This window comes from Onishia taeanensis (assembly GCF_003268885.1).
Classification (GTDB): domain Bacteria; phylum Pseudomonadota; class Gammaproteobacteria; order Pseudomonadales; family Halomonadaceae; genus Onishia; species Onishia taeanensis_A.
Genome location: NZ_QLSX01000012.1, coordinates 101251 through 121532, shown reverse-complemented (window position 1 = coordinate 121532; position 20282 = coordinate 101251). Strand labels below are relative to the sequence as shown.

17 protein-coding genes are annotated in these 20282 nt (G+C 61.0%); 6 read left to right on the top strand and 11 right to left on the bottom strand.

What is annotated here, in order from left to right; genetic code table 11:
* Window positions 1-667 precede the first annotated feature (667 nt).
* Complete coding sequence (pssA, locus tag BCL93_RS15235) at window positions 668-1498, bottom strand: CDP-diacylglycerol--serine O-phosphatidyltransferase (RefSeq protein ID WP_112056095.1); 831 nt, start codon at window positions 1496-1498, stop codon at window positions 668-670.
* Between the two features lie 187 nt (window positions 1499-1685).
* A complete protein-coding gene (ilvC, locus tag BCL93_RS15230; protein WP_112056094.1) occupies window positions 1686-2702 on the bottom strand; it encodes a ketol-acid reductoisomerase in 1017 nt (338 codons plus the stop codon).
* Window positions 2703-2872: 170 nt separating this feature from the next.
* On the opposite strand from ilvC, the gene ilvY reads away from it, so the two are divergent.
* Window positions 2873-3760, top strand: a complete 888-nt coding sequence (ilvY, locus tag BCL93_RS15225) for an HTH-type transcriptional activator IlvY (RefSeq protein ID WP_112056093.1) — start codon at window positions 2873-2875, stop codon at window positions 3758-3760.
* Window positions 3761-3890: 130 nt separating this feature from the next.
* On the opposite strand, the gene ilvN is transcribed toward ilvY, so the two are convergent.
* Window positions 3891-4382 (bottom strand): acetolactate synthase small subunit, encoded by a 492-nt coding sequence (ilvN, locus tag BCL93_RS15220; protein ID WP_112056092.1) that lies wholly within the window; start codon window positions 4380-4382, stop codon window positions 3891-3893.
* On the bottom strand, window positions 4382-6106 hold the full coding sequence (locus tag BCL93_RS15215; RefSeq protein WP_112056091.1) for an acetolactate synthase 3 large subunit: 1725 nt from the start codon (window positions 6104-6106) through the stop codon (window positions 4382-4384). Before BCL93_RS15215 ends, ilvN begins: the two co-directional genes overlap by 1 nt.
* Before the next feature lie 690 nt (window positions 6107-6796).
* On the opposite strand from BCL93_RS15215, the gene BCL93_RS15210 reads away from it, so the two are divergent.
* Window positions 6797-8164 carry a sugar porter family MFS transporter gene (locus BCL93_RS15210; RefSeq protein WP_112056090.1) on the top strand — a complete coding sequence of 456 codons (1368 nt, stop codon included), beginning with the start codon at window positions 6797-6799 and terminating at the stop codon, window positions 8162-8164.
* A 134-nt stretch (window positions 8165-8298) separates the two neighbouring features.
* Here the strand turns inward: BCL93_RS15210 and clpB are convergent, their stop codons facing one another.
* Window positions 8299-10902 carry an ATP-dependent chaperone ClpB gene (clpB, locus tag BCL93_RS15205; RefSeq protein ID WP_112056089.1) on the bottom strand — a complete coding sequence of 868 codons (2604 nt, stop codon included), beginning with the start codon at window positions 10900-10902 and terminating at the stop codon, window positions 8299-8301.
* 162 nt (window positions 10903-11064) lie between these two features.
* Here clpB and BCL93_RS17285 point away from each other — a divergent pair, with 162 nt between their 5' ends.
* Window positions 11065-11220, top strand: coding sequence for a hypothetical protein (locus BCL93_RS17285; protein WP_181463112.1), 156 nt, complete (start codon window positions 11065-11067; stop codon window positions 11218-11220).
* Here the strand turns inward: BCL93_RS17285 and pgeF are convergent.
* Together pgeF and rluD are read right to left on the bottom strand one after the other, a co-directional pair.
* Window positions 11217-11981 carry a peptidoglycan editing factor PgeF gene (gene pgeF / locus BCL93_RS15200; protein ID WP_112056088.1) on the bottom strand — a complete coding sequence of 255 codons (765 nt, stop codon included), beginning with the start codon at window positions 11979-11981 and terminating at the stop codon, window positions 11217-11219. The genes BCL93_RS17285 and pgeF overlap by 4 nt on opposite strands.
* Before the next feature lie 28 nt (window positions 11982-12009).
* Window positions 12010-12969 (bottom strand): 23S rRNA pseudouridine(1911/1915/1917) synthase RluD, encoded by a 960-nt coding sequence (gene rluD / locus BCL93_RS15195; protein WP_112056087.1) that lies wholly within the window; start codon window positions 12967-12969, stop codon window positions 12010-12012.
* A 149-nt stretch (window positions 12970-13118) separates the two neighbouring features.
* On the opposite strand from rluD, the gene BCL93_RS15190 reads away from it, so the two are divergent.
* The gene (locus BCL93_RS15190) at window positions 13119-13928 is read left to right on the top strand and encodes an outer membrane protein assembly factor BamD (RefSeq protein ID WP_112056086.1); all 810 of its coding nucleotides are present in this window, start codon (window positions 13119-13121) and stop codon (window positions 13926-13928) included.
* 174 nt (window positions 13929-14102) lie between these two features.
* Here BCL93_RS15190 and BCL93_RS15185 read toward each other — a convergent pair whose 3' ends face one another.
* Window positions 14103-15734 carry an NAD+ synthase gene (locus tag BCL93_RS15185; RefSeq protein ID WP_112056085.1) on the bottom strand — a complete coding sequence of 544 codons (1632 nt, stop codon included), beginning with the start codon at window positions 15732-15734 and terminating at the stop codon, window positions 14103-14105.
* Window positions 15735-15844: 110 nt separating this feature from the next.
* Between BCL93_RS15185 and BCL93_RS15180 the strand changes: the two genes are divergently transcribed.
* Complete coding sequence (locus tag BCL93_RS15180; RefSeq protein WP_112056084.1) at window positions 15845-16108, top strand: PP0621 family protein; 264 nt, start codon at window positions 15845-15847, stop codon at window positions 16106-16108.
* A gap of 66 nt (window positions 16109-16174) precedes the next feature.
* Here the strand turns inward: BCL93_RS15180 and thiO are convergent, their stop codons facing one another.
* Window positions 16175-17284, bottom strand: coding sequence for a glycine oxidase ThiO (gene thiO, locus BCL93_RS15175; protein WP_112056083.1), 1110 nt, complete (start codon window positions 17282-17284; stop codon window positions 16175-16177).
* A gap of 146 nt (window positions 17285-17430) precedes the next feature.
* Between thiO and BCL93_RS15170 the strand changes: the two genes are divergently transcribed.
* Window positions 17431-17976, top strand: a complete 546-nt coding sequence (locus tag BCL93_RS15170) for a GspH/FimT family pseudopilin (RefSeq protein WP_112056082.1) — start codon at window positions 17431-17433, stop codon at window positions 17974-17976.
* Window positions 17977-17993: 17 nt separating this feature from the next.
* Here BCL93_RS15170 and BCL93_RS15165 read toward each other — a convergent pair whose 3' ends face one another.
* Both BCL93_RS15165 and BCL93_RS15160 read right to left on the bottom strand, forming a co-directional pair.
* The gene (locus tag BCL93_RS15165) at window positions 17994-19772 is read right to left on the bottom strand and encodes a pilus assembly PilX N-terminal domain-containing protein (RefSeq protein WP_112056081.1); all 1779 of its coding nucleotides are present in this window, start codon (window positions 19770-19772) and stop codon (window positions 17994-17996) included.
* The gene (locus BCL93_RS15160; RefSeq protein WP_112056080.1) at window positions 19720-20271 is read right to left on the bottom strand and encodes a PilW family protein; all 552 of its coding nucleotides are present in this window, start codon (window positions 20269-20271) and stop codon (window positions 19720-19722) included. The genes BCL93_RS15165 and BCL93_RS15160 overlap by 53 nt, the downstream gene beginning before the upstream one ends.
* Window positions 20272-20282: the final 11 nt, after the last annotated feature.

Below are 20282 nucleotides of genomic sequence, written 5' to 3'. Positions count from 1 at the left end.
ATACGGTCTTACCTTTCCGAAGAAAGAAGCAGACCAAACTTGGCTCAAGGTTCAAACGTCTCAAAAAACGAAGCCGATATGGCTTGCTTTGACGAGTCGCTTGCCTTGAAGTATCGGTGACTGATCACCCCTTCATCGACAAGCGCCCACATGAATTATCTGATCGATTGTTAAAGAGCAGCTCCGATCTCTTAAGAGGGGAGCATCTCGCATCTGCCTGGCCGTTCGGCCGGCGCCCTGCGAGGAAGGCGTATTCTACTGAATCGGCAGTGAATGTCAACCCTTGCTGTTATTGCTCACTCTAGATGACCGAGTGAACCAGCGGCGAGTTGAGCGCCGATCGAGTGGAAGAGCATTCTACCGTTTCCGGCTGTTCTGTCAATGCCTGTCGATCAAGCCTGATCGAAAAACTTTAACCAAAACAAGTGCTTCCAACACCCTACACCGCTTCCGACGTTTGCTCGTCGGCGGCAGCGGATGCGTACTTTACGGATTATCGCGGACCCACACAACCCCTTTCTTGCAAAAAGGTGACGACAAGGTTGTGGATGGATGAAGGCGACTGACCGGGTGTGGATAAACCGAGGAGCCAGACACGACAACGCCCGCACAAGGGCGGGCGTTTCAGAGCGGGTAGTACAGCCTGTCGGGGCATGGCACCAGCGAGTCAGCTATCCGGCTGCTTTTTCATCTTGCGTAGCACGGCAAGCACCGGCCCCGAGGCGACATAGGCGGCAAACAGCAGCAGCAACATGACTGACGGCTCTACCGAGATCACCACGAAGCCCAGCACGATGGCGAGCAGCATCACGAACGGCACCGGCCCCTTTAGGTCAACATCCTTGAAGCTGTAGTAGCGGATGTTGCTCACCATCAGCACGCCTGCTGCGGCCACCACTACTAACATCAGCAGCTTGAAGACGAAGGCATTGGCATCGAAGCTATGGAAGGTCCAGACACTCGCGGCCACCAAGGCAGCAGCAGAAGGACTGGGCAGGCCGATAAACCACTTCTTGTCAGTGGAGCCGATCTGTACATTGAAGCGCGCCAGCCGCAGGGCGGCACAGGCCACGTACAGAAAGGCCACCACCCAGCCGATCTTGCCGATGTCCTGAAGGATCCAGGTGAAGGCGACCAGGGCAGGCGCCATGCCGAAAGAGATCATGTCGGCGAGGCTATCGTACTCAGCGCCAAAGGCACTCTGAGTATTGGTCATGCGGGCTACGCGGCCATCCAGGCCATCGAGCACCATGGCGATGAAGATCGCAATGGCGGCGGCCGAGAAGTCACCGTTGATACCGGCAACCACGGCGAAGAATCCCGAGAACAATGCGGAGGTGGTGAACAGGTTCGGCAGCAGATAGATGCCACGCCGCCGGATCTTCTTACCATCCTCGACCGCTTCTTCGACCACCTCCGTCTCGCGCAAGAACGTCGCGGTGACATCCTCGTCGTGTTCGGGGTGCTCGTGCTCGGTCTTTTGCGAATCCTGGCTCATAGAGGTCTTCCGTTGCTGGGATATGTGTCAGTGACACAAGAGCCATTCTACATGCTAGTTCCGGCAACGATAGTAACGGTTGGATGTACGAAAACAGCGAGGGCGCGGAAATCCGCGCCCTCGCTGTGATGACGGCTGTCGTGTTTGACCAGGTCTGTCGATCAGACCTGTCAATCAGACCTGCCGATCAGTTCTTGGACTTGTCGACCAACTGGTTGGCGGCGATCCAGGGCATCATGGAACGCAGCTTCTCGCCGACCTGCTCGATCGGGTGCTCGGCGTTGAGGCGACGACGCGCGGTCATCGACGGATAGTTGGTCTGGCTCTCGGCAATGAAGCTCTTGGCATAGTCGCCGTTCTGGATACGCTTGAGGGCATTGCGCATCGCTTCACGGGACTGGTCGTTGATGACTTCCTTGCCGGTGAAGTACTCGCCGAACTCTGCGTTGTTGGAGATCGAGTAGTTCATGTTGGCGATGCCGCCTTCGTACATCAGGTCGACGATCAACTTGAGCTCGTGCAGGCACTCGAAGTAGGCCATTTCCGGGGCATAGCCTGCCTCGGTCAGGGTCTCGAAGCCGGCCTTGACCAGCTCGACCGCGCCACCACAAAGGACGGCCTGCTCGCCGAACAGATCGGTTTCGGTCTCGTCACGGAAGGTGGTCTCGATGATGCCGGTACGACCGCCGCCGACGCCTGCCGCATAGGAGAGCGCCAGCGCCTTGGCGTTGCCGGTCGCGTCCTGCTGGATCGCGATCAGGTCGGGAATGCCACCACCCTTGACGAACTCGGAGCGCACGGTGTGACCCGGCGCCTTGGGCGCGATCATGATCACGTCCAGATCCTTGCGCGGCTCGATCTGGTTGTAGTGGATGTTGAAGCCGTGAGCGAAGGCCAGGGTCGCGCCCTGCTTCAGGTTCGGCGCGACCTCCTGCTCGTAGATCGCCTTCTGGTTCTCGTCAGGCGCCAGCAGCATGACCACGTCGGCGGTCTGGCTCGCTTCGGCAACGGACGCCACCTTGAGGCCAGCCGCTTCGGCCTTGGCAGCGGAAGAAGACCCCTTGCGCAGCGCGACGGTGACGTCGACGCCGGATTCCTTCAGGTTGTTGGCATGGGCATGGCCCTGTGAACCGTAACCCACGATGGTGACCTTCTTGCCTTGGATGAGGGAGAGGTCGCAGTCCTTGTCGTAATAAACGTGCATGGCGATATTCCTGTTAACGAGAGAGAAAGGTGTCAGCGTTGATGGCGACCCACGCCGTCTATCGCGGCGTTTGTGGTTTGTGGTGCCGATGCAAGGACGATACGACAGACATCGCGTTGCGTAAAACGCTATATTTGCAACATCACATCCCGAATAGTGCAATAACGCCCATGGACATGCGCGACCTCCGACACTTCCTGAGCCTGGCCGATACCCTGCATTTCGGCCGGGCCAGTGATGCCTGCCACGTCAGCCCCTCGACGCTATCCCGCTCGATCCGTTCTCTCGAGGAAAGCCTAGGCGCTACACTCTTCGAAAGGGACAACCGTCACGTCGCCCTAACCCACCAGGGCCTGACCTTTCAGACCTACGCCCGAGACGCTGTGGAGCAATGGGAGCTGGTGCGCCAGGCGCTAATGGAAGAAACCGCGGCACTCGCCGGCGAGCTCAGCATCTTCTGCTCGGTGACCGCCAGCTACAGTTTCCTGTATGAGCTGCTCAGCGACTTTCGCACCCGCCATCCGCGCATCGAGCTCAAGCTGCATACCGGCGACCCGGCTCATTCCATCTCAAGGGTGCTGGCCGGCGAGGAGGACATGGCGATCACCCCACGGCCGCGACGCCTTCCCGAGGCATTGGCCTTCAAGCCGATGACCACGTCGCCACTGGTTTTCATTGCCCCTCGGGACGGTGCCGACTGGATGCCCACCCACCCGGAGGTGCCCACCGCCGAGCAGTGGGCCGAGGTGCCGATGATCCTCTCCGAGTCGGGATTGTCCCGGGAATACAGCGACACCTGGTTCAAGGCGCTGGGCATCGCGCCGCGCATCTATGCCCAGGTCGCCGGCCACGAGGCCATCGTCAGTATGGTCGGGCTCGGCTTCGGTATTGGCGTGGTGCCAAAGATCGTGGTCGATAACAGTCCGCTCGCCGCCCGAGTGCAGACGCTGGCGGTCAAACCCGAGCTGCCCCACTACGATGTCGGCCTGTGCGTGGCCCAGCGCCGGCTAAAGAGTCCGTTGATCCGCGCACTCTGGGCAGAGGTCTCGGCGCGCTAACCGCCAACATATCCTTTCCCTTGGTAAGTAACTCGCTTACTTCGATAAGCGCCCGCCTCATCTCGACCAGGCACAAAAAAAGCCGCTCCGAAGAGCGGCTTTCAGAACCGGCTGTCGAACCAATACGACGTCAGAGGCTCAGCACCTTGTCGCCCCGGGCGATACCCGAGACGCCGGTACGCGCCACTTCGAGGATACCCACCGGAGCCATGGCCTGGAGGAAGGCATCCAGCTTGCCGGCATCGCCGGTGATCTGCACCGTGTAGAGGTTCGGCGTTACGTCGACCACCTGGGCACGGAAGATATCGGCGGTACGCTTGACCTCATCACGGGCCGCACCGAGCGCCTTGACCTTGACCAGCATCAGCTCACGCTCGATATGCTGCCCTTCGGTCAGGTCGACCAGCTTGACCACATCGATCAGCTTGTTGAGGTGCTTGGTAATCTGCTCGATCACCCGATCGTCACCGGTGGTGGTGACGGTCAGGCGCGACAGCGTCGGGTCTTCGGTCGGCGCGACGTTGAGCGACTCGATGTTGTAGTTGCGCTGCGAAAACAGCCCCACCACACGAGACAAGGCGCCGGGTTCGTTTTCCATCAGGATCGAGATGATATGGCGCATCAGGTCCGCTCCGTCTTCGAAAGCAGCATGTCACGCATGGAGCCCAGGGGCACCTGCATCGGATAAACGTGCTCGCGCGGGTCGACGTAAACGTCGAGGAACACCAGCTCGTTCTTGTCGGCGAAGGCCCGCTCGAGAGCGGGTTCGAGATCCTCGTGACGTTCCACCTTGATGGCGGTGAAGCCATACGACTCGATCAGCATCTGAAAGTCCGGCAGCGACTCCATGTAGGACTGGGCGTGACGGGACTTGTAGTTCAGGTCCTGCCACTGGCGCACCATGCCCAGCGAGCCGTTGTTCAGGTTGATGATCTTTACCCCCACCCCATACTGCTTACAGGTCGAGAGCTCCTGCATCATCATCTGGAAGCTGCCCTCACCGGTGATGCAGACGACATCCTCATCGGGGTAACTCTTCTTGACGCCCATGGCCGCCGGGAAACCGAAGCCCATGGTGCCAAGCCCGCCCGAGGTAATGAGGCGATTGGGCTTATCGAACTTGTAGTACTGGGCCGCAAACATCTGATGCTGGCCGACATCGGTGGTGACATAGGCCTCACCGCGAGTCACCCGGCAGACGGCTTCGATCACTTCCTGAGGCTTGAGCGGCTCGCCTTCCTGGGAAGGCTCGTACAGCTTACCGACCCGCTCTTCGCGCCAGCCATCGAGTTTCTGCCACCACTCGGCGAGCGCGTCGGGCTGACTGACCTCCTTGCCCTGCACCAGGCTGATCATCTCATTGATGACGCTGGCCGCCGGCCCGACGATCGGCACGTCGGCGCGCACGGTTTTGGATACCGAACTGGGATCGATGTCGACGTGAATGATCTTGGCCGTAGGACAGAACTTGGAGGTGTTGTTGGTCACTCGGTCATCGAAGCGCGCCCCGATGGCGATCACCAGGTCGGCATGGTGCATGGCCATGTTCGATTCATAGGAACCGTGCATGCCCAGCCAACCGAGACACTGACGATCGCTTTGCGGGTAGGCGCCGATGCCCATCAGGGTGGTGGTGATCGGGAAGCCCAGGTGCTTGACCAGATCCGTCAGCCCTTCGCTTGCGTTACCAGTCACCACCCCGCCACCGGTGTAGAACACTGGGCGCTTGGCCTTGAGCATCAGCTCCACGGCCTTCTTGATCTGGCCGGTATGACCGCGAGTGACCGGGTTGTAGGAGCGCAGCTTGACCTTCTTCGGGTAGACGTACTCGTAGCGCTCGGTGGGAGCGGTCATGTCCTTGGGAATGTCCACCACCACCGGCCCGGGGCGACCAGTTGCGGCCAGGTAATACGCCTTCTTCAGCACCTCGGGAATCTCCGACGGGTGCCTGATCGAGAAGCTGTGCTTCACCACCGGACGGGTCACACCGATGATGTCGGTTTCCTGGAAGGCATCATCACCAATCAAGTGGCTCATCACCTGCCCGCACAGCACTACTAGCGGGATCGAGTCCATATAGGCGGTGGCGATGCCGGTCACGGCGTTGGTCGCGCCGGGACCCGAGGTGACCAGCACGGTGCCTGGTTTGCCGGAAGCCCGGGCATAGCCGTCGGCGGCATGCGTCGCGGCCTGCTCGTGGCGTACCAGGATGTGTTTGACCTTGTCCTGACGGAACAGGGCGTCATAGATATGCAACGCCGCTCCGCCGGGATAGCCATAGATGTATTCGACGCCCTCGTCCTGAAGGAAGCGGGCGATCATGTCGGCGCCGGAAAGCAGTTCCACTGTATTTCTCCCCTGGAGGTCTCGAGTGCCTTGCCGTGCTCAAAGAGGCACGCAAGTCGAGTGCGGCGGTATGCCGCGGCCGGTCGATGCCGGCACCTGATGCCAAACCCTGGCTTCATTCGGCCCGGATAGGGCCTGCACTCACATCACGGCGGTTCACCGTGTCGGGGCGTTGGCCGAGCGAGGCGGGTAGCCTTGCCCGGATAATCCTTCGGCGGGTAGAGGTCTTGCGACCTACCCTTCACGCGGCGGTCGGGGATCGCCCGGATTCGTCCGCGCCCGCAATCAGGAACCGTCAAGAGTCCAATAGGCCCTCGGTAGTGTCAACCGTGAAACCGCGTTCCTGCGACGAGTAGACGAGAACATGCGACTTCAACCGGCTGGCGGGCGTCCGAAAGGCCCTATGGGTGCGGGGAATATGGTACCGGCGCTACCACTCTTGGACCAATGTCTAGCGCGTCCTGGGTGGTAGATTTGCAGGCCGCTTGCTGTAATGATCCTCGGCTGACACGATTCACCTAATCACACAACGCACCCTTACACCTTTCGCCGGGCTTTTCCTGGCCTCTTGGTCCAGCACCTTGCATCGGCCTCTTGCCTCGGGTCTCAGGTGAATCGATTCACCCGAGGCAAGCCAAGCAAAGGCTGACGAGAAGCAGCGACGAAAGGTGCCCAGCAAGGAGAAAGCGAATGTTTCGCATCATTCAGTGGTCGATCACGGTAGCCCTCGCCGGCTTCCTGTTCGGCTTTGATACCGCCGTCATCTCCGGCGCCGACAAGCCCATTCAGACCCTCTGGGGACTCAGCGACCTGCAGCATGGCCTGCTGGTCATGTCGATGGCGCTGTGGGGCACAGTGGTCGGCGCCATCGGCGGTAACTGGCCCACCGACAGGCTGGGACGCCGAGCCACGCTGGTGCTGATCGGCATCCTCTATCTGGGCTCGGCGCTCGGCTCGGCGCTGTCCACCGATCCCTACTGGTTCTCCTTCTTCCGCCTGATCGGCGGCATCGGCGTGGGGATTTCCTCGGTCGCCGCCCCCACCTACATCTCCGAGATCGCACCGGCCAAGCATCGCGGGGCACTGGTGGGCCTCTACCAGTTCAACATCGTGTTTGGCATCCTGATGGCCTTCGTCTCCAACTTCGTGCTGGGCTCGCTGCTGGGTGAGGGCGCTTGGCGCTGGATGCTGGGCATCGAGGCCGTGCCGGCACTGCTGTATACCCTGATGATCTGCCGAGTGCCGAAGAGCCCGCGCTGGCTAATCCTCAAGCGCAACGACGTTGAGGGCGCAAGCGAGGTGCTGAGAAAGATCGATGCCGACGCCGATGTGGATCGCGAAATCGCCACCATCCGCGCCGCGGAAACCAGCGAGCAGAAGGCCCACGCGCCTTTTTTCTCCGGCCGCTACCGCCTGCCGATCCTGCTGGCTTTCCTGATCGCTTTCTTCAACCAGCTCTCGGGCATCAACTTCATCATCTACTATGCCCCACGGGTGTTTGAAGCCGCCGAACTCGGCAACAGCGCCGCCCTGCTCTCCTCTGCCGGCATCGGCCTGGTCAACCTGGTCTTCACCATGGCCGGCATGGCGCTGATCGACCGCCTGGGTCGCCGTACCCTGCTGTATATCGGCTCGGTGGGCTACCTGGTCTCGCTGGTGCTGATCTCGCGGGCCTTCTTCCTCGGCAACCTCGGCGGACTCGAAGTACCTCTGCTGCTGGGGCTGTTCATCGCCGCTCACGCGATCAGCCAGGGGGCGATCATCTGGGTGTTCATCGCCGAGGTCTTCCCCAACCATGTGCGCGCCCGCGGCCAGTCCTTCGGCAGCTCCGTGCACTGGATCTGCGCGGCCCTGATCACCCTGGTGATGCCCTGGGTACTCGGCACCTTCAACGGCGGCCCGGTGTTTGCCTTCTTCGCGGTGATGATGGCACTGCAGGTGCTGTTCGTGAAATTCCTGATGCCCGAAACCAAGGGCGTCTCACTGGAAGACCTGCAGCAGCGCCTGGTCCGCGAACCGAAACCGAAGGCGCAACCCGCCAGCGCCGGCTCACGCTGATCGCGAGCCCTGACAGTCGAGCGCTGACCTAGGAGCCCTATAAAGCACAAAGGCCCGCCTCCTGAGAGGCGGGCCTTTGCGTGTGGCCGGCCGACGCGCCTGCGGTCGGCCTAGAGGTGATAAAGCCTCTTTGGTTACTCCTTGCTGAACACCAGTTTGCCGTCCTGGCTTGCGACCTTGATGGTGTCGCCCGGGGCGAACTTGCCGGCGAGCAGGTCCTGCGCCAGCGGGTTCTCGATCCGGCTCTGGATCGCCCGCTTGAGCGGCCGGGCACCAAATACCGGGTCGAAGCCCACCACCGCCAGCTGGGCCAGCGCATCGTCACTGACCTGGAGCGACAGCTCGTGCTCGGCGAGCCGCGCCCGCAGCCGGTCGAGCTGGATGCTGGCAATGGCCTGGATCTGCTCCTGACCGAGGGCGTGGAAGACCACTACCTCGTCGATGCGGTTGATCAGCTCGGGACGGAAGTGGTCGCTGACCACCGCCATCACCATGTCCTTCATGTGCTCGTAGTCCTTCTCGCTATCACCGCTGTCCTCGCCTCCCATGCGCTGGATGATGTCCGAGCCCATGTTGGAGGTCATCACGATCACGGTGTTGCGAAAGTCCACGGTGCGCCCCTGACCGTCGGTCAGGCGGCCATCCTCGAGTACCTGGAGCAGGATGTTGAAGACATCGGCGTGCGCTTTCTCGACCTCGTCGAGCAGCAGCACCGAGTAGGGCTTGCGACGCACCGCTTCGGTCAGATAGCCCCCCTCTTCATAGCCGACATAGCCCGGAGGCGCGCCGATCAGCCGGGCCACGGAGTGCTTCTCCATGAACTCGGACATGTCGATGCGCACCATGGCTTCCTCGGTATCGAAGAGGAAGTTGGCCAACGACTTGCACAGCTCGGTCTTGCCCACCCCGGTCGGCCCGAGAAACAGGAAGGAGCCGTTGGGACGGTTCGGGTCGGCGAGCCCGGCCCGGGAACGGCGCACCGCATTGGCCACCGCCGTGACCGCCTCGTCCTGACCGATCACCCGCTCGTGCAACGCCTCTTCCATGCGCAGCAGCTTGTCGCGCTCGCCCTCGAGCATCTTGGACACCGGAATACCGGTCCAGCGCGACACCACCTCGGCGACTTCCTCCTCGGTGACGTTGGAGCGCAGCAGCGTGTGGGTCGAGGTATCCGCGGTTTCGCTTTCTTCGATCTCGGCGATCTTGCGCTCGAGCTCGGGGATTACCCCGTACTGCAGCTTGGACATCGTTTCATAGTCGTTCTGACGCTTGGCGGCGTCGAGTTCGATGCGCGCCTTGTCGAGCTCGGCCTTGTGCTGGGCCGCGCCCTCGATGCTGGCCTTCTCGGACTTCCAGACCTCATCGAGATCGGCGTATTCCCGGGACAGCTCGTCGATCTGTGCCTCGATACTTTCCAGGCGCTTTTGGGAGGCATCGTCGGTCTCTTTCTTGAGCTGCTCGCGCTCCATCTTGAGCTGGATCAGGCGCCGATCGAGGCGGTCCATTTCCTCGGGCTTGGAGTCGAGTTCCATGCGAATCCGCGAGGAGGCCTCGTCGATCAGGTCGATGGCCTTGTCAGGCAGCTGGCGGTCGGTGATATAGCGCGCCGACAGCTTGGCCGCGGCGATGATCGCGGAGTCGGTGATGTGGAGGCGATGATGGACTTCGTAGCGCTCCTTGAGGCCACGCAGGATGGCGATGGTGTCCTCCTCGGAGGGCTCATCGACCAGCACTTTCTGGAAGCGCCGCTCCAGGGCTGCATCCTTCTCAATGTACTTGCGGTACTCATCCAGGGTAGTGGCCCCCACGCAGTGCAGCTCGCCGCGGGCCAGCGCCGGCTTCAACATGTTGCCGGCGTCCATGGCGCCCTCGGCCTTGCCGGCGCCAACCATGGTGTGCAGCTCATCGATGAACAGGATGACCCGGCCCTCTTCCTGGGCCAGTTCGTTGAGCACCGCCTTGAGCCGCTCCTCGAACTCGCCACGGAACTTGGCCCCGGCCAGCAGCGAGCCCATGTCCAGCGAAAGCACGCGCTTGTCCTTGAGCCCTTCCGGCACCTCGCCGTCAATGATGCGGTTGGCCAGGCCTTCGACGATGGCGGTCTTGCCGACGCCGGGCTCGCCGATCAGCACCGGGTTGTTCTTGGTGCGACGCTGCAGCACCTGGATGGTGCGACGAATCTCGTCGTCGCGGCCGATCACCGGGTCGAGCTTGCCTTCGGCGGCCCGAGCGGTCAGGTCCAGGGTGTACTTGGCCAGCGCCTCGCGGCTTTCCTCGGCGTTGGGGTCATCGACCTTCTGGCCGCCGCGCAGACTGTCGATGGCCGCGGCCACTGCCTTCTGAGTGAGGCCGGTCTGGGTCAGAACCTTGGTGACCGCATTATTCATGGCAAGCGCCGCCACTAGCACCAGCTCGCTTGCGATGAACTGATCGCCGCGCTTCTGGGCTTCCCGATCGGCGAGGTTCATCAGCCGTACGAAGTCCCTGGACGGCTGCACCTCGCCGTCGAACTGGCCGACCTCGGGAAGCCCATCCAGATAATTGGCAAGCGCACTGCGCAACGCCGAGGCATCGCCGCCGGCCTTGCCAACCAGCCCCTTGAGGCCGCCGTCGCGATCTTCGAGCAGCGCCATCAGCAGATGGCCGGGGTCGAGCTGATTGTGACCACGCCCCACCGCCAGGGATTGGGCATCGGCCACCGCGGTCTGCAATTTGCCGGTAAATTTATCGAATCGCATCGCATGTCCTCCATGAAAGCAGCGGCGCGATCGGACGCACCGCCTGCCTGTGTCGTGTCTTGACAGTATCAATGGAGGTATGGTGGCCCGCTTTCAAGGCGCCAGCCTCAGGAAAGGCGCCCGGCTTGATGCAGATCATGATTGGCAGGACGCCCCCGGGACATGAAGCGCGAAGACGCGGTGAATCCCTCCCTGGACGCTCGGCTTTTTCATCTGACCGCCATGGATGGCGGAAATGCCGGAATCGCATGGATGCATTTTCCGGCCCTGAAAAAGACGCTTCGCTTTTCCATGCCCGGGGCCGCGAGAGACACTTAGCGCAGCCAGATCGCGCTGGCCATGCGGCCGGTGACGCCGTCGTCACGGCGATGGGAGTAGAAGCGCGGTTCGCAGGCGGTACAGAAGTGGCCGCCGCTGATGTGGGCGACGCCGAGCCGTTCGAGGCGCAGCCGCGCCAGCCGGTAGATGTCGGCCATGTAGTGGCCGAGACGATAGGGGCTCGGCTCGAAGGCGCTCTTGGCCTCGGGCTGCACCGCCACGAAGGCATCGTGCACTTCGGGGCCCACCTCGAACTGCGCGTTGGAAATCGCCGGGCCAAGCCAGGCCATCAGCTCGCCGGGCTCGGTCCCAAGCGCTGCCACCGTGGCCTCGAGCACGCCCCCGGCAAGGCCGCGCCAGCCGGCATGGGCAATGCCCACTCGGGTACCGCGCTGGTCGCAGAAGAACACCGGCAGGCAGTCCGCGGTCTGCACCACGCAGGCATGGCTAGCATCGAAGGCCACCGCGGCATCGGCTTGGGGCGCCCCCGCAGCATAGACCTGCTGCACGTTGGCGCCATGTACCTGATCGAGCCACAGCAGTGGACGGTCGCTGCCGATCTCGGCCTGCAGCAGCTCGCGACAGCGCGCCACCATCGCCGGGTCGTCACCGACATGCTCGGCGGTATTGAAGGCCGCGAACGGCCCGCCGCTGGGGCCGCTCTCACGGGTGGTGACCAGGGCCCGCACCGTGCTCGGAGCCGGCCAGTCGGGTAGCACCAGAGTGGGGTGCGGGTGCAGCGTCGCAGCGGGGTCCGTCATCACCGGATTCCTCAGCAAAGCAATGGCCTCATCGCATGGTTTCGTGATCGTCGCGCAGGTAGTCGAGCAGCATCAGCATATCGTCGGGCAGCGCGACGCGAAACTCGAGGCGCTGACCGCTTTCCGGGTGCACGAATGCCAACTTACGGGCATGCAGGGCCTGACGCGGGAAGCCGCGCAGCAGATCCTTGAGATCATCGTCGGCCCCCGGCGGCAGCTTGAGACGCCCGCCATAGAGGCTATCGCCAATCAGCGGAAAGCGCTGGTGGGCCATGTGTACACGAATCTGATGGGTCCGGCCGGTCTCGAGCTTGCAGCGCACATGGGTGTGGTTGCGAAAACGCTCGGTGACCCGGTAATGGGTAACGGCCGGCTTGCCAGAAGCAGTGACCGCCTGACGCTTGCGGTCCTTGGGGTGGCGCCCGATCGGCGCCTCGATGCGCCCGCCGGAGGTCACGACCCCGGTGACCACGGCATCGTACTCCCGAGAGACGCTGCGCGCCTGTAGTTGCTCGACTAGATGAGTCTGGGCGGCAAGGGTCTTGGCCACCACCATCAAACCGGTGGTGTCCTTGTCGAGGCGGTGTACGATACCGGCACGAGGCACGCTAGCAAGCGCCGGGCAATGATGCAGCACGGCGTTGAGCAGGGTACCGTCGGGGTTACCGGCGGCCGGATGCACCACCAGGCCGGCGGGCTTGTTGATCACCAGCACGGCGTCGTCTTCATGGACGATGTCCAGGTCGATGGCCTGGGGCTCGAAGCGCAGTTCGTCCTCGACCACGGCGGTCAGCACGAGCTGCTCTCCGCCGTAGATCTTGTCCTTGGGCTTGGCACGGGCGCCGTCGAGGGTCAGGTCGCCGGATTTTATCCAGGCCTTGAGGCGTTCTCGAGAGAAGTCGGCGAAGATCTCGGCCGCCACCTGATCGAAGCGCTGACCGGCCATGGCCTCGGGAATGCGGGCGTCGCGATGTACGGTTTCTGACATGGGGGCTGTGTGCCTTTGAGGTGGCACTGACGAGGCACCAAGGCTCGGCGCTTTGCGGCCTGCCCTGAGTGGTTTATCGTGAGTGCTTTATGATGAGCCGCTGAGTAATTCTACCACGGCCATTCGGGTTGTTTGAGACGAGGACCATGATGCGCGTTTTCCCCCGTGGCACACGGCTGGGCGCCTATGCCCTGACAGCCGCCCTGCTCGCCGGCTGCGCCGGCAACGACACCGTTCCCGATGAGCTCGCGGAAGCCGAGCTCTACCAGCAGGCGATGACGGCGCTGGAGGCGCAGAACTATACCAACGCCGTGAGCCGGCTCGAAGCCCTCGACGCCCGCTATCCCTTCGGCGACCACGCCGATCAGGCGCAGCTGGAGCTGATCTACGCCTACTACCAGACCGACAACTGGGAATCGGCGCGGGCGGCTGCCAGCCGTTTCATCCGCCTGCAGCCGGACCATCCCCAAGTCGACTACGCCTACTACATGCGCGGTCTGGCCGCCTATCAGGCGGGCCGCTTCAGCCTCGAAGGGCTCAAGCTGATCGACATCTCCAAGCGCGACCTAGGCGCGACCCGCGAGTCCTACAACGACTTTCGCGAGCTCATCGAGCGCTTCCCGGACAGCGAGTACGCCCCGGACGCCCAGCAGCGCCTGGTCTATCTGCGCAATGTGCTGGCCCGCCATGAGCTGCAGGTGGCCGACTTCTATCTGCGCAAGGGCGCCTATCTGGCAGCGGTCAAGCGTGGGCGCTGGGTGATCTCCCACTACCCGGAGGCGCCGGCCAATCACGACGCTCTTGCGGTCATGGTCGAAGGCTACCTGGGCCTTGGCATGACCGATCGTGCCCGCGAAGTGCTCGCGACGCTGATCGAGAATGCCCCGGATCACGAGCGCCTCGACGGCCGCACCTTCGACGCCAAATACGTCGACGCGACCCTGCGCCTGGACGGCTGATCTCGCCTCGCCAGAGAGCGCACGAGAACGACACGAAAACGCCCCGCCGGCCAAGCCGACGGGGCGTTGTTCTTTGTGTTTCATCAGCGCAGCGTCAGGTGAGACCCGCTGCGCTATTCAACGACTGACTCGCTGCCTCATTCAGTGGAGGCCACCCCTGACCCGGACGACGCTCTATTCGCCGGGCTGCCAGCCGTTGACGATCGGGTAGCGACGGTCACGACCGAAGCCCCTTGGTGTGACGCGCACGCCTACCGGCGCCTGACGGCGCTTGTACTCACAGCGATCGACCAGCTTGACCACCTGATAGACATCCTCGCGAGCGAAGCCGGCTTCGATGATCGCCTCGGCGCTCATGTCACCCTCGATGTAGCGAACCAGGATGGCATCCAACGTATCGTAGCCAGGCAGTGAATCGCTGTCCTGCTGATCCGGCGCCAGCTCTGCCGACGGCGGACGCTCGATGACCCGTTCGGGAATCGCCGGCTCCTGGTCGTTGCGCCAGCGCGCCAGACGGTAGACCCAGGTCTTGTAGACATCCTTCAGGGCGTTGTAGCCGCCGACCATGTCACCGTAGAGCGTGGCGTAACCCACCGCCATCTCGCTCTTGTTACCGGTGGTCAACACCATCAGGCCTTTCTTGTTGGAGATCGCCATCAGCAACACGCCACGACAGCGTGATTGCAGGTTCTCCTCGGTGGTGTCGCGCTCGGTGCCGGCGAAGCTCTCGGCCAGGGTGTCCATGAAGCTCTCAACCATTGGCGCGATGGGCATCACCTCATAGCCGACGCCCAGCAGCTTGGCCTGTTCTGCCGCATCCGCTCTGGAGATATCCGCGGTGTAGTGATACGGCATCATCACCGCATGCACCCGTTCAGGCCCCAGCGCATCCACCGCAATGGCAAGCGTCAGCGCCGAGTCGATACCCCCTGACAGACCAATCACCACCCCCTTGAAGCCGCTCTTGTTGACGTAATCACGCACCCCGGTGACCAGCGCGCAATAGAGGCTTTCCTCGGGCTCGGGCAGCGGCTCGCACTCGCCGGCCTGAGGCACCCAAGCTTTTTGCTCGCGCAGGAACTGCACCGGCATCAGCCCCACCTGCCAGTGGGGCGCCTGCACCTGCAGCTGGCCATTGGCATCGACACAGGCCGAGCCGCCGTCAAACACCAGCTCGTCCTGGCCCCCCACCTGGTTCACATACACCAGCGGGCGTTGGGCCTCGGCGGCGCGTTCGCGCAGGAGCTCGAGACGCTCGGCGGGCTTATCCTGATGGTAGGGAGACGAATTAAGCGTAATCAGAATCTCCGCGCCCGCCTCGCAGGCCAGACGAACCGGTTCGGTCTTCCAGACATCCTCGCAGATCAGGATGCCGAGCCTGGCGCCCTTGTGCTCGATCACCAGCGGCTCGGTGCCAGCGCTGAAATAGCGCTGTTCGTCGAACACCTGATAGTTGGGCAGCGCCTGCTTGGCGTACTCGTCGAGCCACTCGCCGTTATACAAAAGGCCCGCCAGGTTGTAGGTGTGCCCTTCACGGCGACCGGGGTAACCGATAATCACCAGCACATCTCGGGCGACCTTGGCCGCCATGCGCGCGCGGGCCTCGCGCAGGCGCGTCTCCATGGAAGGGCGTAGCAGCAGATCCTCCGGCGGGTAGCCAGTCAGGAACAGTTCGGGGAATACCACGATATCCGCGCCGTGCTCGATGCGTGCCTCGCGCACCGCTTCGATGGCACGCTCGGCGTTGCCGGGAATATCGCCGACCAGGGGGTCGAATTGGGCCATCACCAGCGTCAGGTCTTGCATGGTCGGGGAAATCTCTCGAAACTCTCGGATAACCGTATTGTCCCGCATGGCCGCCCGAGTAGCAAAACACAAGACCTTCTCACGCGGCCCGACCAGGGAGTCACAAAAGGATGAACCTGTTGATCATTCGCCTGATCATTTTCGCTGTGGTGTTCTGGGCCGGCCTCAAGCTCTACCGCATGTACCGCGACTGGAAGCTGGAACGCGACGAATGGGAGCGCAATGAGGCTCGCCAGGAGGGCGGCCATATGGTGCGCTGCGTCTATTGCCAGGTGCATCTACCCGAGGATGAAGCCCTGCGCGAGCAAGGCGAATGGTTCTGCGGCACGCCCCATCGCGACAAGTATCTTGCCGAACAGCGCCCTTCCGACTGAAGGGGGCTTGCCCCGGCGCCAGGCCGTGTGGAGCGTAGCTGCCGCCCGTAACTGACGCCGGCGCCGCTAGCTATTTTTGCCGCCAAGGCGGCCTTCCAATCGATAGGGGCCCGGATCGATGATTGGTTCGCGGCCCAGCAACTCATCGACCAGCAGGCGCGTCGAGGCGGGTGCCAGCACCAGGCCGTTGCGGTAGTGACCGGCATTGACCCAGAGGTTCTTCACGCCAGGCACCGCACCGATGAATGGAATGCCCTCTGGCGAGCCGGGGCGCAGCCCGGCCCAGTGATGCTCCACCTCGCAGTCAGCAAGCGCCGGCACGATTTGAGTGGCACTCTGCCAAAGCGACTCTCGTGCCTCGCCACTGAGCGCCTTGTTGAAGCCCGCTTCTTCGAGCGTCGAGCCCGCCAGCACGCGACCATCGCCACGGGGAATCACATAGCGCCCGTCCATCAGCACCACCCGCTGCACGAGCCCTGGCGGCGCCTTGAAGAGGATCATCTGCCCCTTCACCGGGTGCACCGGCAGCAAGACCTCGACGCTCTCCAACAGCTGCGCCGCCCAGGCCCCGCCGCAGACGATCACACGATCCGCAGTGACCCTGCCCGCTCGCGTCTGGGCACCGATCACCGCACCACCTGCATCACGTTCAAGACCGACCACCGCTTCGTGCTCACGCAGCGTCACCGCAGACATTGCCGCCAGTCGCGCGCGCAGCGCCTGACCCAGGCGCGGGTTACGAATGCTGCCAAGCGTGGGCATCCATAGCGCCTGCTCACAGCCGGGGGCGGCGGCAGGCTCCTTGGCATAGATCACCTCCGGCCCCACCCGCTCCAGCGGCTTGCCAACCTCACGCGCCCATTCGAGGGCACGCACCTCGTCTTCGACGCGCAGGTACAAGAGCCCCTTCTGGCGATATTCCGGGTCGATGCCGGTTTCCTCCAGGAGCCGCAGGCTGAGCTCCGGGTAGAACCCTTCGGACCAGCGCGACAGCCGCGACACCGGTGTGCCATAGCGCCACGGGTAAAGTGGCGAGACGATGCCACCGCCCGCCCAGGACGCCTCGCGCCCGCACTCGCCGCGCTCGATCAACGTCACCGACTGGCCCGCGTCGGCCAGCTGCAATGCCGTCATCATGCCGATGACGCCACCACCAATAATCAGGAAATCGCTCACAATAGAATACGCTCTGGCTTACGACAGTTTTGGCTAGAGTAATGGAATACCCGAGGGGGTAAAGGACGAACGGGGAACGAACGAAAGAGAACAGCCCGAGGACAGGATGCCCCGGCACATCGAACACTCCAGGGAAGGAGAGAAGCATGCGCACGAGAGAGGATGCTCAACGGTATCATCGCAGGGCTGGCTTCACTCTGATCGAACTGCTGGTGACGCTTACAGTAGTAGTGATCATGGCCACCGTCGCTGTGCCGAGCTATCAGGCTTTCAGCGCGCGGAATGAAGTGGCCGCCGAGGTGATGCGAATCAAGACCACACTGGCAATCGCCCGTAATACCGCAATCACTAGGCGGACAACGATCTCCGTTTGTCCTAGCCCGGGGCCACTTTATGATACTTGTACTTTCGCTAACTGGAGCAATGATTGGGTAATCATTGAAGGCAGAGCCACTAGCGGAGACTTGAGCGGCGATACCGTACTACGAGTCATGGAATCTTCAGGCGATGTGGATGTCAGTTTCAGCCGAAGTGATCGCCCTGTGCGTTATGACTCCTTGGGAAAAGCTAGCGGGCATAACGGCACCTTCACCTTATGTGGGTGGCAAGAAAAAACCACCAGCATTATTGTTAGTAACTTTGGCAGAGTTCGCACCAACACCCAAGAAAGTCGATGCTCGAAAATAGAATAAAAGATCAAAAAAAGCTATTACTGCCAGCTATCCAGCCTTGGCGTCACTTTACCCTGCGCCACCGAGACTTCCTTAAGAGCCTCGTCAAAATGTATATCCCCCGACCCCCTCATATCGATCTGGCCTGCTCTCACAGCTCCAAATATTGAACCACTCCCAGTAACAACAACATCTGTATTCGGAGCAACAATATCCACAAAAGAACTATTGGCGCCACTAACTGTAACACCAGCACTATTAGGATTACCTCCGTACTCACCATAAGAACTATATAATGCTACAGCAGCCCGCTTCCCTTCTCCATCCACATCGCGAACAAACGCACTAGAACTTAAAAGGCTTGACCCACCTCCCAGCTTAGCCTTTCCCGTAACCAATATGGTCAGCGTCGCGCCCTCATCAACGACCAGCTGGGTATTATTACCGAGATCAAAATCTCCATCAACCACCATGGTTACATCACCTTTGACCAACAACTGGCTTAACCTTCCACCAGTGGTCACATCTTGATCAATACGGATATAAGTTTTTTCTCCCTGGGTGCCTAGCTGCGTGGTAGAAGCATCCTTATTGCCAGATCCACCAGAAAAAGAGAAACGCCCCCCTTTTGTAGAATAACAATACACACAGCCTTGTTGATCGAACCACGATGAAGTGCTCAAAATTCCGGAGCTCCCCCAAGCATCATCGAACAATTTCCCGGGTCCCCCACCTTGGCTCGTCACTCCGATAGTGTCGCAGGCGCTAGAATCATTATAAACCTTAGGAACCGAGAGACTCTGAGATTCAAGATATTGATCAGCTAGAGCCATCTTTGCATCATCCCATTTCCACCAATCAGGGTATGAGACACTTCCAGCCGCATTGATCGAAGAAGGCGGATTTCCCGTTGAACCAATTACAACATTTCCACCAGCAGTCACATCACCTTCCATCGTTGAGGCCGAACCAAATGCGATTCCACCTCCAGCGACTAAACTACCATAGATACTGCCATTCATATCTACGCTACCATCTACCACCACGCTTCCATAAACAGGGGTGCCACTGTTCAAGGAAAGGTCCCCAGGAACCTCTACCCTCCCATATATTGGAGAGTTTCCACTCAACGAAATACTAGAACCTTCTGCAATAGTCTTTACCACCGCTTCTTGTCGCTGGCTATTAACAAACGACTGACCATCAACATTAACGCTCTCCCCATAGGCACCGAAGCTAGAGTTATAACTATCAATCTGAGGCCCACCACCTAGACTTATCGCTTCACAGCCCACAACACCTTTCCCATCATCACCGCCTCCTTCATTTACGACCCTTGCAATAACTGGAGCGCTTTTAGCCATACCTCCATCTAGAACACTCCCCATAGCTACAATATATTTACCTCCTTCTTCAGCTTCAATGTACTGATAAAAGCAAGACATAGGGGCTATGCAACCACCATCACTCCCGCTATTCATAGCATCCCAGTCCATATCCTCTATGTCAGCAATAGAAAAATCAGAAACAGGCAACCATTCAGGTACTATTTCGCCATCTTTGAGTTGCTTCCAGCCTTGAGAAAGAGCCTCTTCCGCAGCCATCTGCGCCTGCGCAGCTGCCTTGTAATTTCCCGCCAGCCGCTCATCGATCATGGAAGACTGCATACTGGTCAGCCCCAGCATCAGGGAGGCCGTCAACATGGAGAGAACGACGATCAGCGCCGCGCCTTTTTGCTTTGACTTCATATCAATCGATATCCCCTTATTTGCAGCCAGCCGGTCTTTCTGACTTCTTCCCTGTGCAATCCAAGACATCTGTGCCTGTGCCTGTGCCTGTGCCTGTGCCTGTGCCTGTAGAGGCTGCACCACCAACGGCTGCCGTGCGATTCATGGCATAAAACTCGAACGCTGACGCCTCACCTTGCAGGGACAAGGTAACTCGATACAAGCCGTCAACGCTGTCCGCATTCTCTGTGACATCTAGCTTTCCACTACACCCACTCTCATCCGACAGGCCATCGACAATGGGCTGATCATCGACAGTGTCAAAAAGGGTGCAACTCTCCCCATCTTCGGCATCTTTAAGTTCGTATCTATCCATATCGAACTCGCCACGACGCATTTCGCGCACCACAACATCCGACACGAATGTCAGTGCAGCCTGCTTGTTTCCCAGCGCTTCCACCTGCCGAAAGCTCTGGAAACCGTTCAGGAACAGCTGGCCAGCACCGAGAATGATCACCAGGCCGATGACCATGGCGACCATCAGTTCGACCAAGGAGAAACCTGACTGCCTCTGACCAGAGCTACGCATAAACTTTCTTC